The following is a 12,803-nucleotide window of genomic DNA, read 5'->3' as shown; positions in this document are numbered from 1 at the left end:
TCAGCGCTCCGCGTGGCGCCCGCAGACCTGCGCGGCCGTCATGACTCCGCCGGCGGTCAGCCACGACAAGATCGCGACCGCCGAGACGGCCGAGCCGATCGACAAGACCGAAGCGAACGATCCGATCGAACCGATCGACAGCACCGAGCCGACGCTCCCGATCGAGAGCACCGAGTTCTCCGAGCAGATCGAGAGGACCGAGCCCTCGGAGCGGTAGGAGAGGACGGACGGCTGCGGGGTGCGGGGCATGTCGGGCCTCCGAGTGAGCGCGGGGTGGTGGTGCCACTCTCGCCGGTGATGGGGTGGGTAGCAAGGGGTCGTAGGTAACGCTCGCCCGATGTCAACGCTGGCCCTCCCTGCCCACAGCCCGAGGGTGAGCCCTTCTGCTTCCGCCCGTCGTCAGGAACTTGGTCTCGTGAGTGCTCAGCGCACTCGTCGGCAGCCGTCCGTAGGATCAACACTGTCGGTGAACTGCTAAGGAGCAACCGTGGGGGAAAGTCCAGTCATCCGCGTCGTTGGGGCCATCGTGGAACGTGACGGCGCCGTTTTCGCCGCCCGGCGCAACGCCGACCGGAGCGCTGGTGGCCTGTGGGAGTTCCCGGGCGGCAAGGTGGAGCCGGGCGAGTCTCCCGAGGCCGCTCTGCGACGCGAGCTGAGGGAAGAGCTCGGAGTCGACGTCACCGTCGGCCCTTTCGTCGACCGGAGCCTGAGCAATGTCGGCACCGCACGTATCGAGCTCTCCTGCTACGCCGCACAGTTCGAGGGCGACGACCCTTCCGCCAGCAGCGATCACGACGCGATGCAGTGGGTCCCCCTCGCTGAGTTGTCGTCACTGCAATGGGCGCCGGGAGATGTTCCGTTGCTCGCGGACTTGCCCGAGCGGCTGATTTCTCTTCGACACAACTCCGAGGCGGAGTGATGGAGGCAAAGCAGGCCCTCGATCCAGGGCTCTACGAACTGCTCCTCACCACCGGCCTGACCGACGCCGTAAGGTCGACGGAGGCGCGCGGATTCCTCACGCCGACCGATGACGTGGACGATGCTGATGTCGCGCACATCCTTACTCAGCACGTCGCACGGACCGTGGAGCAGGCGCTGAGAATCGCTCCACGTGAAGAGCGCATCGCGCTCGCAAACCGGGTGCTCTCTGCACTCCCCGCCGCAGTGCCGGATCCCTCTGTGTCTCCGGGTCCCCGGCTCCTCACGTCGGTGACGGCCCCCGAGGCACCTCTGATGCCGCGTCCCTCGACGCCTCTCAGCGACGTCGCCCTCTTCACCAATTCCCGGATGGACCCCCAACTCGGGTCGGAGCTGCGCCTCGAAATGGCGAGCGCTGATCGCATCGATTTGCTGTGTGCATTCGTGCAATGGAGCGGGATTCGGGTGCTCGAGTCAGCGCTGCGCGAGGCCTCAGAACGTGGTGTGCCCATTCGTGTGCTCACGACGACGTATATCGGCGCCACCGACCGAAAGGCGTTGGATTACTTCGTGCGCTCGCTGAACGCCGAGGTGCGGGTCAACTACGACGCCCAATCCACGCACCTCCACGCGAAGGCGTGGATGTTCCATCGGGCCAGTGGCTACACGACCGCCTACGTCGGCAGCTCCAACATGAGCCGCGCTGCTCTGGTTGATGGGCTCGAGTGGAACGTTCGCCTGTCCCATCTCGCGACTCCAAGCCTGGTCGACAAGTTCGAGTCCACCTTCGAGACGTACTGGGATGACGCGGCCTTCGCTCCGTACGACCCAGACACCGACGCCGAGTACCTCGACGCGCTTCTCGCGAAGAACAATGGCCGCGCCCCCTCGGCAGCCCTGTCGATCAGCCATCTGGATGTGCGGCCGTACCCGCATCAGATCGAGATGCTCGATGACCTCTCGGCGGAACGGGAAGTCCACCACCGCCATCGCAACTTGCTGGTCGCGGCAACGGGGACCGGCAAGACCGTGGTGGCGGCGCTGGACTACAAGCGCCTGCGGGCGTCGGAGGACGACCAGCCGACGATCCTCTTTCTCGCGCACCGCCAGGAGATTCTGGAACAGTCCCTGAGGACCTACCGCGATGTCCTCAAAGACGGAGCCTTCGGGGAGCTCTTCGTCGGCAGCAACAAGCCTCTCCGCCGCCGCCACGTCTTCGCGTCGATCCAGTCGCTGCAGCAGCCAGGTGAGCTGGAGCGGTGGGCTCGTGACCACTTCGACGTCATCGTCATCGACGAGTTCCATCATGCCGAGGCAGCGACCTACCGGAAGGTCCTCGACTACTTCACGCCGCGCGAACTGCTGGGCCTGACGGCGACTCCTGAGCGGGCCGACGGGGTCGATGTGGCGCAGGCGTTCTTCGACGGCCGTGTGGCGAGCGAGTTGCGGCTCTGGGACGCCCTGAGCGCCGATCTCCTCGTCCCGTTCCATTACTTCGGAATCGCCGACGGCGTAGATCTTCGTGGTGTCCGCTTCGCTCGCGGCTCATACAACATCGACCAGTTGAACTCGGCGTTCACCGGCAACGATGCGCGGGCGAGCAAGGTACTGAATGCTGTGCGAGACAAGGTCACCGATCCCCTTCGGATGAGGGCCTTGGGGTTCTGCGTCAGCGTCGACCACGCTCACTACATGGCCGACGTTTTCACCCGTGCCGGTCTCCCCTCGCGTGCTCTGACCGGTGCTTCCGGATCGGACGAGCGCCGGGAGGGATTGGCGAAGCTTCGCAGTGGCGAGATCGTGTGCCTCTTTGCCGTCGACCTCTTCAACGAGGGCCTCGACATTCCCCTGATCGATACCGTCCTCATGCTGCGTCCGACGCAGTCAGCCACGATCTTCCTGCAGCAGCTCGGCCGGGGCCTGCGGCGAGCGGAGAACAAGGCTGTGCTCACCGTCCTCGACTTCGTCGGCCTGCAAAACGAGAACTTCCGGTTCGACCTGAAGTACCGAGCCCTCACTGGGCTCTCGCGCAACAAGCTCGAGCGCAGCATCCGTGACGGCTTCCCCTTCCTCCCTCCCGGGACGCAGATCGTCTTCGACCGCGTCGCACAAGACATCGTTCTGTCGAACGTTAAGAAACAGCTCAAACTGTCGACCCGGGATCTGGTCGCCGATGTGCGCCAGCACAAGCCCGAGAACGTGGCCCCCAACGAATACGCGCTCGGGTCGTACCTGACGTCCGGCGAGCGATCGCTCGCCGATGTGTACGCGCCCGGCACCCGTAGCCTCGCTGGAGAGAAGAGATCGGCGTCGTGGTCCGCACTCGTCGACTGGGCGTTCCCAGCCTCCATCCACGAGGGATTCTCGGACGAGGCGGACGCCCTCCTGCGCCGAGTCGGCACCCTCACGCATGTGGACGATCCCGAGCGGATTCGCGCCTACCGTCGCTTGCTGACCACACCGACGCTTCCACCCGACGTCGAGACAGACCTCTACGCGGCCATGCTGGCCTTCTCCTTCTGGCCAGCGGGCGAGCAGGGCGTCCGAGCGGGGCTGGAAACCATCCGCTCATCCCCCCAGGTGGTCGCAGAGATGCTGAATCTCCTGGCGTACCAGGAGCAAGCGTCGCGCGTTCTGCCTGAGTCGCTCCGCGGATCCGCAGCTCGCTCGCCGCTGCGCTCTCATGCGCGGTATTCCCGAGAGGAACTGCTCGCGGGTTTCGGCCTCGGCACTCTCGATAGGGGAACTCCGGGGTCAATCCGTGAGGGGGTGAAGTGGCTTCCCGCGCTAGGCGTTGACGCCCTCCTGGTGACGCTCAAGAAGTCGGAAGCCGACTACTCCCCCACGACGATGTACCGGGACTTCGCCATCAACCAGGAGCTATTCCACTGGGAGTCGCAGAGCACGACCAGCGCGGACAGCCCCACCGGTCAGCGATACATCAACCACTCGTCGCGCGGCTCGAGCGTCGTCCTCTTCGTGCGGCGTGCGAAGACCGGCGACATCGGGACTGAGCCCTACACCTGCCTCGGCACGGCTCAGTTCCAGCACGCGACGGGGACGCGACCGATGCAGATCGTATGGAAGTTGGACCGAACGATGCCGGTCGATCTGTTCATGGAGGCCCGGGCGGTGGCGTGAGCAACTTGGTCAGGTCGGAACGATGACGCCCCGGCGACGCCCGACCGCGACTACCCCGAACCCCCACAACCCCACCACCGGCAGCAGCGGCCACCACCAGGTCACGCCGCCCTCCCCCGCGACGCCCACGTTCGCCATGACCGCGAGCCCCGCGATGACGCACACCGCGGCGGCGAGCGGCTTCCAGAGGGGCGGGGCCGGGCGGTCGTCGGCCCGCGGGGTCTCGAAGGGGCCCATGACGAGCACCACCAGCCCCGTCAGCGCGAGCAGCGCCAGCACCCACAGCGGCCGCGTCGCCCACCACAGGCCGCTGAGCGGCTCGGGCAGAAGCGCCCGGGCGTCGAGCGCGAGCAGCAGGTGGGCGAGACCCACCATGACGGTGAGGTGCCACAGGAACCAGGTCATGATCCGCTGGTTGACGAGCACGGTGACGAACCAGAGCCGGGGCCGGCGCAGCAGCGCCTCGAGCGGCTTTTCCAGCGACAGCACCAGACCCGCCTGGAGCATGCCGAGGAACGCCATCGTCACCCGCGTGGGGCTCGAGTTGGAGATCTCGTCTCCTCCGGCGGTGATCATCGAGACCGGGTACGGGCCCACCAGCACGAGCAGCAGCAGCCCCACCAGACCGATCCCGGCCAGCAGCAGACGCCTGCCGCTGCCGGCGAGCCGACCGTCGAGCCAGGCGTACCCGACCTGGTGGAACGCCGCCCAGACGAGCAGGTAGTTCGGGTAGCCGAGCAGTGGCTGGTCGGCCGCGATGCTCACGGCGTCGACGACGCCGGCGAGCGCGATGCCGCCCACGATCGACCACCAGCCGAAGCGCTCCCACAGCTTGAGGCACGGCGGGCCCACGAGGATCACCATCAGGTACGCGGCGAGGAACCAGGTGGGGATCAGCGCCATCTGCGAGGCGAGCTGCACGGTGGTCGCCTGCGCCCCCGCGGCGACGGCGACCACCCCGATCACCAGCCACGCGAGCAGCAGCGGGATCAGCGGGATCCCGAGACGGCGCAGGCGAGTGCGCAGCCATTCCGCATACCCGATGTCCTTGCGCCGGGCGGAGCGCCAGGAGAGCCCGTTGGAGTAGCCGCCGACGAGGAAGAAGATCGGCATCACCTGGAACAGCCAGGTCAGCGGGTGGGTCCAGGTCGCGCCGTCGAGCACGCCGTGCGGCAGCATTCCGCCGTCGGCGTCGACCGCGATGATCGTCCAGTGCCCGAGCACCACGACGGTGATCGCGGCGGCGCGCAGGAAGTCGACCACCCGGTTGCGGCTCGCGGGCGTCGCGGCGTCGATCTGCTCGGCGCGGCTGGGTCGCGTGCTCGTCATCAGGTCCCCTCCCCCGCTCCCGGCGGCGACGGCGCCGCTGGAAGTGGCGACAATCTACCCCGATTCGCGCACGCCGCACGGCAGCCCCCTCCGCACTGCCGTTCCCGGCAACACCGTTTCCGCGCAGCGCCACCGTCTGCCACCCTCACCCCATGACCCGCCAGCACCAGCACGCCCACGCGCCGGGACACCCCGCCGCTCCCGGCACCCCTCCCCTCTCCCCCACCGCTCACTGGGAACAGCGCTATGCCGAGTCCGACCGCGTCTGGTCCGGGAAGGTCAACGCCACCACCGCCTCCGTCGTCGCCGCGTTCACCCCGGGCGAGGCGATCGATCTCGGCTGCGGCGAGGGCGGGGACGTGCTGTGGCTCGCCGAGCACGGCTGGACCGCGCAGGGCCTCGACATCTCCCCCACCGCCGTCGGCCGCGCCCGCGCCGAGGCGGAGGCGCGAAGGCTCGCCACCGCGACCTTCGCCGCGACCGACCTCGAGGCCTGGGAGCCGGAGCCGTCGTCGGCCGACCTCGTCACCGCCTCGTTCTTCCAGTCCGACGTCGCGCTCGAGCGCACCGCGATCCTGCGCCGCGCGGCCACCGTGCTGCGGCCCGGCGGGCACCTGGTGCTCGTCTCCCACGCCGCGCCGCCGTCCTGGGCGAGCGACCATCCGGCACGGATGATCGGTTCCCGCGAGGAGGTCGAGCAGCTCGCCCTGCCCGCGGCAGAGTGGGAGGTCGTGACCTGCGAGGACCGGCCCCGCCCGGCCGTCGGGCCGGACGGCGCCCCCGGCGAGCACCTCGACGCGGTGGTGGTGCTGCGGCGGCGCTGAGCCCGGCCCCGCCTCAGGGCAGGATCGCGTCGGTGTACCCGCCGTCCACGCGCAGGGCGCCACCGGTCGTGGCCGAGGCCAGCGGGGAGGCGAGGTAGAGGACCATGTTGGCGATCTCCTCGGGGCGGATCAGGCGCTGGATCAGGGACTGCGGGCGGTGGAGCCGCATGAACTCCGCCTCCGCCTCCTCCCACGGCAGCTGCGCATCCACCAGCTGGTACACGAAGTCCTGCACGCCCTCGGTGTAGGTGGGGCCGGCGATCACGGAGTTCACGGTGACCCCGGTTCCGGCGGCCTCCTTGGCGAAGCCGCGGGAGACGGCCAGCAGGGCGGTCTTCGAGGTGCCGTAGTGGATCATCTCGGCGGGAGTGACGATCGCCGAGTCGCTCGCGATGTTCAGCACCCGCCCCCAGCCGCGCTCGACCATGCGCGGCAGCAGCGCCCGGATCAGACGCACGGACGCCATCACGTTGACGTCCCAGAACCGCTGCCACTCCGCGTCGGTGATCTCCAGTGCCGGCCGGGCTCCGAAGACGCCCAGGTTGTTGACCAGCACGTCCACCTCCCCGGCGGCGTCGAGCGCGGCGGCCAGGCCCTCGTCGGTCGTGACATCGCCCGGTGCGGCGACGAGGCGGGAGGCGTCGAGGCCGTCGGCGGTGAGGGTCGCGATCGCCTCCTCGACGCGGGCGGCAGTGCGGCCGTTCACCGCCACGCGCGCCCCGGCCTCGGCGAGCCGGCGGGCGATGGCCAGCCCGATGCCCTGCGTAGAGCCGGAGACGAACGCGGTGCGGTCGGTGAGATCGAGGTCGATCATGAGGGGTCCTCCCTGGGCGGTGCGCGCCGCTCGGAGCACGGCGCGCGATGGTCGCGTGGTGGGCAGAACGCCGCACCCCCTCGCGGGCTTCCCCCGGCGTCGGGACCTGTGCCGCTCCTCGCAGCCCGCCCCGTCCACATCGCACGCCGCAAGCGCTCCCCCGCCCCGCCGCCCAGGGGTAGGGGTGCCCCATCAGTGCCTCCCGCATCGCGGCGCCCGGTGGTGCCATGGAGCCGTCGGCCGACCTCCCCCGTCGACCGCGCCCGACCCCGGAAGGACCCCCATGCTCGATCTGACCCTGAACAACGGCGTGACCATGCCCGCCCTCGGACTCGGCGTCTTCCAGAGTCCGCCCGCGGAGACCGCCGCCGCGGTCGAGATCGCGCTGCGCGCCGGCTACCGGCACATCGACACTGCGGCCGCGTACGGCAACGAGCGCGAGGTCCGCGAGGGGATCCGCCGCTCCGGCGTGCCGCGCGAGGAGATCTTCGTGGAGACCAAGGTGTGGGTCTCCGACTACGGGCACGCGGAGACCCTCCACGCGCTCGACAAGGCGCGCGGGAAGCTCGGCGTCGACACCCTGGACCTCGTGCTCCTGCACCAGCCGATCCCCACCCGTTTCGACCGCACCCTCGCCGCCTACCGCGCGCTGGAGTCGGCCCTCGGCGGGGACACCGTGCGCGCGATCGGCGTCTCCAACTTCATGCCGCACCACCTCGAGGAGCTGCTCGCGGCGACCGAGATCGTCCCCGCGGTGAACCAGGTCGAGCTGCACCCCTACTTCGCCCAGCCCGAGGTGCAGGCCGCGAACGCCCGCCACGGCATCCTCACGCAGGCCTGGTCGCCGATCGGCGGGATCACCTTCTACCCCGGCTGGGGCGACGAGCGCCGCTCCGTGATGGAGGATCCGACGCTCCTCGAGATCGCCGCGGCGCACCAGAAGTCTCCCGCCCAGGTGATGCTGCGCTGGGGCCTCCAGCACGGCCGCTCCGTGATCCCGAAGTCCGTGACCCCCCAGCGCATCGTCGAGAACCTGCAGGTCTTCGACCTCCAGCTGAGCGCCGAAGAAATGGCGCGGATCGACGCCCTCGACACCGGCGTGCGCGGCGGCCCGGACCCGGATCAGCCGTCCGACGCCTACTTCGACGTCGTCATCGACGAGGCCTGAGCCGGGGTTACCCGCGGCTAACGGCACCTGAGGGAGCATGCTCGGCGGGACATGCTCCCTCAGGCGCCGTGCTGCCGGGTCGGGGGCTGGGCCGCGCCGCCGGGGCAATGGTGCCGTGCCGCCCGGTCACGGGGGCAGCCGCGCCGTGCCGCCGCGGCCGGCACCGGAGGCCGCCCCCTAGAGGCTCGCGAGGGTGACCAGCACGAAGGTGAGGATCAGCGAGATCGTCACGCCGGTGGTCGCGCGACGACCCGTCGGCCGCATCCCCGGTTCGGCCGGCGCCATGACCGTCGGCAGCGAGGCAGTCACCGTCGGCAGCGCGGCGGTCACGGCGGGCAGCGCAGAGGTCTCCGCGGTCGCGGTCGTCTCGTGGCCGACGGGGGCGTCGGGGCGCGTGTCCATGGGGGTCCTCCTCCGGGTGTGATGGGAGCGGGGCGGGAGGGAACGGTCGGCCGCCAGGGCCGATCCGGCCCTCTCCGGCGGTGCTCGGCACCACCGTATTGGCGCAGGCAGGCCCCGAGAAGGGGTCTCGAGCGCCGGTCACCGGAATCACACGAGACCGCCACCGCGCGTCCACGTCGGGTCCGCGTGTCGGGCCCGGGCGGGACGGCATCGGCCGCGTGGAGGCGCCGGCGGCACCGAGGTGCCGGCGCCGTCTCCCCGAGGGCCGGAACGACGGAGGACGGGCCGCGCGCCCCCGCGCCCGACCCGTCCTCTCGCCTGGCACCGGGTGCGGACACCCCCGTCCGCCGTCTCCGGCTGAGGACCGGCACGGGATCCCGTCGCCGCGATCCCTGCCGACCCGGACGGCCCCCACCGTCCCGGTCGACTCCCGCAGCGGGTCGATCCCGTGCCCTGTCCTCGCGTTCCCCGTGGGGCCCGCACCCAGTACCTGGAATCTACGGACACCTGCTCAGAAGCGCGATGGGGTGGACTACCTGGGGAGAAGTCCCCATGTCCCCGCCGCCGCCCTTGACCCGTCCCGGGCGCGGACCTACGGTGCAGGGCACGAGGCACGGGCACGACACCGCTCCACCGGAGGAGATCATGCGTGCCCTGACCCTGACCCAGAACATCACCGTCGACGGCTCGATCGAGATGCTGGACGACTGGTTCGACCCGGCCGCCGATGACCCCGACCAGCGGGAGATCACCCGACGCGACTCGGCGGCGTGCGACGCGATCCTGCTCGGCCGGCAGACCTTCGAGGACTTCCGCGGCTACTGGCCGCTGCAGACCGAGGACACGACCGGCATCACCGAGGAGCTGAACACGATCGAGAAGATCGTCGTCTCCACCACCCTCACCGATCCGCAGTGGCAGAACACCACGATCATCCCCGCGGACCCCGTCGGCGCCGTGGCGGACCTCAAGCGCGGCGACGGCGGCGAGATCTCGCTGACCGGCAGCATCACCCTGTGCCACACCCTGATCGCGGCCGGGCTCGTGGACGAGTTCCGGCTGTGGACGTTCCCGTACGTGCAGGGCCGCGGCCGACGGCTCGTGCCGGACGGCCACCGCGCACCGCTCACCCTGCTCGAGCACCGGGCCTTCGGCTCGGGCGTCGTCTACACCCGCTGGTCACCCCGGAAGGACCGATCATGACCGCACCCGCCCTCCCACCCGTCACCGATCTCGCGACCTGGCAACAGGAGCTCGCCGCCCTCCGCGCGCGGGAGAAGGCCGCCACCCGCGAGCTCGACGCGATCGCCGCCCAGCGTCGACGCCTCCCCATGGTGGAGTTGCCCGAGTACACGCTCGAGAGCGCCGACGGGCCCGTACGCCTGGTCGACCTGTTCGACGGTGCCGCGCAGCTGATCACCTACCACCACATGTGGTCGCCGGGCGCCGAGTGGCAGTGCGGCGGTTGCACCGGCTACACCTCGCAGTTCACCCGCACCGACTTCCTGCGCCCCTACGACGCGCGCTTCGTGATCGTCACCCAGGGGCCGATCGACGAGGCCCTCGCGTACCGCGAGAAGGTCGGCAACCGCATGGACTGGTACTCGACCGCCGGCAGCGACTTCGGGGCCGACATGGGCGCCGGTCCCGGTGAGGGCTTCGCGGTGAACGTCTTCCTCCGCGACGGCGAGCGGGTGTACCGCACCTGGCACACCGACGGCCGCGGCACCGAGCAGCTCGGGCACACCTTCTCCCTCGTGGACGTGCTGCCCTACGGCCGCCAGGAGGCGTGGCAGGACTCCCCCGAGGGCTGGCCGCAGTCGGACACCTACGAGAAGTGGCTCGACTCCCCCGACGTCGCGGCGCTGTACGGGCCGGGTGGAGCCGCGCACGACTCGGCGGCGCAGGGAGCGGGCTGCTGCGCAGGCCAGGACCCGACCACCCCCGACACCAAGGAGCAGGCATGAGCACCGAGACCCCGAGCGACGACGGAGGGCGCGCCGCACCGGACGAGGGACGCTACGTCGTCTCCCGCACGATCCCCGCCACCCCGCAGGAGGTGTTCGCGCTGCTCACGAACCCCGCCCGGCATCACGAGACCGAGCCGACGGACTGGGTGCGCGGCTCCCTCGAGGAGGACCCGGCGCCGCTGACCGAGGTGGGTCAGGTGTTCGGCATCGAGATGTTCCACGTCAACGCCCATGGGCGCTACGACATGCACAACCGCGTCATCGCCCTCGAGCGGGACCGCACCGTCGCCTGGGAGCCGGGCCAGTACGGCCCGGACGGCGAGCTGGGCACCGGCGGCTGGACCTGGCGCTACGACCTCGCGCCCGACGGCGACGGCACCCGCGTCACCCTGACCTACGACTGGAGCGCGGTCCCGGCCGCGCTGGTCGAGTCCTTCGGCCTGCCGCCCTTCCCGCCGAGCTTCCTCGAGCGGTCCCTCGAGGCGGTGGAGCGGGCGGTCGTCGGGGGGTGAGGGGCGGGACCGGGGAACCGGCTGCCGCCCCGGTCACGCGCCGGTCCCGATCCCGCGTCGGGGGCTGTCCACGAAAGGGACGTCAGCGGCACGAGACCTGCATATAGCAGGGCATGTGCCGCTCACGTCCCTTTGATGGACAGCAGCCCCGCCGCTGGGCCGACGGAGTGCCGGACGGCCGCCCCGCAGAAGGACCCTCCGGATCAGACTGCCCCGCGGCGCATCGGGAACGACAGCACACCGACCGTCCCCGCCCCCGGCTCGACCACTGCGGCTCCCTGACCGTCGGCCCCGTCGGCCGCCCCAGGCCCGACCCCCGCCCCGAACACGACCCGCTCGCCCGACCCACCAGGCACCTCCGCGACCTCTCGCACAGCGGCGCTGACCTGCGGGTCCAGCACCACTTCACCCGCGGCGGGATCCAGCAGGAACACGTGCAGCAGCTCGCCTCCGTCGGCCCCGGGACCACGCGTGAAGCGCACCCCCGCGGGCGGGACGCGCACCGCCTCGTGGAACCAGGGGCGGGTGCCGAAGATCGCCGCGCCATGTTTGCCGAGCCACGCCCCCAGCTGCTCGAGCGCCGCGGACTGCAGCGGCGGGACCGACCCGTCGGCGCGCGGACCCACGTTGATCAGCAGGTTCCCGTTCTGGGAGACCACGTCGACGAGGAGGCGGATCAGCGCCGGGCCGTCGAGGGCGTGCTCGGCGGACTCGTCGGCGTTGACCCCGAACGAGAGGCCGAGCCCGCGGGTCGCCTCGAACACCGCGTCCTGGACGGCGTCGATCTCCTGGTACTCGCGGGTGAGCACGCCGTGGACGGGCGCGCCCCAGCGGTCGTTGACCAGGCCGTCCGGCACCGCGGCGAGGTGCTCGGTGAACAGCTGGACGAGCGAGTCGGGGCCGGGGTGCTTGCCGGCGTCGGGCCAGTCGATGTCGTTCCACAGCAGATCCGGCGCGAAGCGGTCGATGAGCTCGCGCAGCTGCGCGGCGGCGTAGGCCGCGAAGGCGGGGTCGTTGCGGCGCAGCGCGAAGAGGTCGTCGTTCGAGGTCAGCGGCGGGAAGTCGCTCACGTGCCAGTCCAGCGCGCCGGAGTAGTAGAGGCCGAGGCGCAGACCGGCCCCGCGGGTCGCGCTCGCGAGTTCGGCGATCAGGTCGCGGCCCGGTCCGCGGCGCGCGGCGGTGAAGGGGGTGGTGGCGCTGTCCCAGAGGCAGAAGCCGTCGTGGTGCTTCGTGGTGGGGACGAGGTAGCGGGCGCCGGCGCGGGCGGCGAGGTCGACGATCCGGGCGGCCGCGTCGGGCGCAGGATGCCAGTCGTCGGCGAAGTCCTCGTAGGAGCGGCCGACGCCGTAGAGCCGCTCGTGCCGCTCCCGGGTGGGGCTGCCGGGGATGCGGACGGTGTTCGCGTACCACTCGGCGTACTGGTGGCGGGCGTAGGCGGTCTCGACGGTGACGTCGCTGCGGTCGAGCACGTCGGCCCAGGCGGGGACCGAGTAGAGGCCCCAGTGGACGAACACGCCGAGCTTCGCGTCGCGGTACCACTCGGGCACGCGCAGCTCCGGGTAGGCGGAGGCGGGGGCGGCGTCCGCGGGGCCGTGGCGGTCATCGAAGCTGATCATCGGGGCGTCCTCCTCGAAGCGGGGGTCTCGCAGGCGGGCTGGTCGGGCGGCCGACGGGCGGGGTGAGGCAAGGCTCGCGCGGTGGCGGGCACCGAGCTCAGATGCGAGG

At 70.9% G+C, this 12,803-nt stretch carries 12 protein-coding genes; 7 read left to right on the top strand and 5 right to left on the bottom strand.

The features are described from left to right. Entirely contained in the window at positions 1-249 is a 249-nt protein-coding gene (locus tag V1258_RS09535; protein WP_329749420.1) for a hypothetical protein, read from the bottom strand. A gap of 238 nt (positions 250-487) precedes the next feature. Here V1258_RS09535 and V1258_RS09530 point away from each other — a divergent pair, with 238 nt between their 5' ends. Both V1258_RS09530 and V1258_RS09525 read left to right on the top strand, forming a co-directional pair. Next, on the top strand, positions 488-919 hold the full coding sequence (locus V1258_RS09530; protein ID WP_329749419.1) for a (deoxy)nucleoside triphosphate pyrophosphohydrolase: 432 nt from the start codon (positions 488-490) through the stop codon (positions 917-919). Further along, positions 919-4,059: a DUF3427 domain-containing protein gene (locus tag V1258_RS09525; protein ID WP_329749418.1), complete on the top strand. Its 3,141-nt coding sequence runs from the start codon at positions 919-921 to the stop codon at positions 4,057-4,059. Before V1258_RS09530 ends, V1258_RS09525 begins: the two co-directional genes overlap by 1 nt. A 9-nt stretch (positions 4,060-4,068) precedes the next feature. Here V1258_RS09525 and V1258_RS09520 read toward each other — a convergent pair whose 3' ends face one another. After that, positions 4,069-5,388, bottom strand: coding sequence for an acyltransferase family protein (locus V1258_RS09520; protein ID WP_329749417.1), 1,320 nt, complete (start codon positions 5,386-5,388; stop codon positions 4,069-4,071). A 152-nt stretch (positions 5,389-5,540) separates the two neighbouring features. On the opposite strand from V1258_RS09520, the gene V1258_RS09515 reads away from it, so the two are divergent. Beyond that, positions 5,541-6,212 (top strand): class I SAM-dependent methyltransferase, encoded by a 672-nt coding sequence (locus V1258_RS09515; RefSeq protein WP_329749416.1) that lies wholly within the window; start codon positions 5,541-5,543, stop codon positions 6,210-6,212. Between the two features lie 13 nt (positions 6,213-6,225). Here the strand turns inward: V1258_RS09515 and V1258_RS09510 are convergent, their stop codons facing one another. Continuing rightward, complete coding sequence (locus V1258_RS09510; protein WP_442878607.1) at positions 6,226-7,026, bottom strand: SDR family NAD(P)-dependent oxidoreductase; 801 nt, start codon at positions 7,024-7,026, stop codon at positions 6,226-6,228. A gap of 283 nt (positions 7,027-7,309) precedes the next feature. Between V1258_RS09510 and V1258_RS09505 the strand changes: the two genes are divergently transcribed. Continuing rightward, a complete protein-coding gene (locus tag V1258_RS09505) occupies positions 7,310-8,194 on the top strand; it encodes an aldo/keto reductase (protein ID WP_329749415.1) in 885 nt (294 codons plus the stop codon). Between the two features lie 177 nt (positions 8,195-8,371). Here the strand turns inward: V1258_RS09505 and V1258_RS09500 are convergent, their stop codons facing one another. Beyond that, a complete protein-coding gene (locus tag V1258_RS09500; RefSeq protein ID WP_329749414.1) occupies positions 8,372-8,596 on the bottom strand; it encodes a hypothetical protein in 225 nt (74 codons plus the stop codon). A 645-nt stretch (positions 8,597-9,241) separates the two neighbouring features. On the opposite strand from V1258_RS09500, the gene V1258_RS09495 reads away from it, so the two are divergent. The 3 genes from V1258_RS09495 to V1258_RS09485 are packed head-to-tail and all read left to right on the top strand — an operon-like array spanning position 9,242 to position 11,078. Beyond that, positions 9,242-9,799, top strand: coding sequence for a dihydrofolate reductase family protein (locus V1258_RS09495; RefSeq protein ID WP_329749413.1), 558 nt, complete (start codon positions 9,242-9,244; stop codon positions 9,797-9,799). Continuing rightward, positions 9,796-10,563, top strand: a complete 768-nt coding sequence (locus tag V1258_RS09490; RefSeq protein WP_329749412.1) for a DUF899 domain-containing protein — start codon at positions 9,796-9,798, stop codon at positions 10,561-10,563. Before V1258_RS09495 ends, V1258_RS09490 begins: the two co-directional genes overlap by 4 nt. Beyond that, positions 10,560-11,078 carry an SRPBCC family protein gene (locus tag V1258_RS09485; RefSeq protein WP_329749411.1) on the top strand — a complete coding sequence of 173 codons (519 nt, stop codon included), beginning with the start codon at positions 10,560-10,562 and terminating at the stop codon, positions 11,076-11,078. The genes V1258_RS09490 and V1258_RS09485 overlap by 4 nt, the downstream gene beginning before the upstream one ends. Before the next feature lie 203 nt (positions 11,079-11,281). On the opposite strand, the gene V1258_RS09480 is transcribed toward V1258_RS09485, so the two are convergent. Next, entirely contained in the window at positions 11,282-12,694 is a 1,413-nt protein-coding gene (locus tag V1258_RS09480; RefSeq protein ID WP_329749410.1) for an alpha-L-fucosidase, read from the bottom strand. Between the last annotated feature and the right edge of the window lie 109 nt (positions 12,695-12,803).

The sequence above is a fragment of the Brachybacterium sp. J153 genome (assembly GCF_036311905.1).
Taxonomy (GTDB): domain Bacteria; phylum Actinomycetota; class Actinomycetes; order Actinomycetales; family Dermabacteraceae; genus Brachybacterium.
This window is presented reverse-complemented; position numbering and strand designations above follow the sequence as displayed.